The sequence below is a fragment of the Paenibacillus sp. 01T431 genome (genome assembly GCF_056398625.1).
Genome location: NZ_JBFTPT010000071.1, coordinates 1 through 465, shown reverse-complemented (window position 1 = coordinate 465; position 465 = coordinate 1). Strand labels below are relative to the sequence as shown.

The 465-nt window shown below is 65.3% G+C and carries 1 protein-coding gene; it reads right to left on the bottom strand.

The window, feature by feature from the left end; genetic code table 11:
- On the bottom strand, positions 1–465 hold a 465-nt coding region (locus AC1DM9_RS34485), incomplete at both ends, for a tripartite tricarboxylate transporter substrate-binding protein (RefSeq protein WP_477584513.1).

Genomic DNA, 465 nt, shown 5'->3' with positions numbered 1-465 from the left:
AAGTCCTTGTCCTGCAGCGCCTTCACGGCGGCGGCGTTCAGCTTGTTGATCACGTCGTCAGGCGTGCCGGCGGGTGCCACCAGGCCATACCAGGCCGGATCGTTCGGCTCCTTCAGGCCCACTTCGGCAAACGTCGGCACGTCAGGCAAGCCCTCCACGCGCTTGTYCCAYGCCACCACCAGCGGACGCAGCTTGCCGGCCTTGATGTASGGMATCGACGACGGCAGGTTGTCCACCATGATCGGCACCTGGCCGGCCAGCACGTCGTTCAGCGCCGGGCCCGCGCCACGGTACGGAATGTGCACCATGAACGTCTTGGTCGAGACCTTGAACTGCTCGCCCAGCATGTGGCCGAAGCCGCAGGTGCCCGACGACGCGTACGAGTACTTGCCCGGGTTGGCCTTCAGCACGGCCAGGAACTCCTTGTAGTCCTTGGCCGGGAAGTTCGGGTTCACGGCGATCACG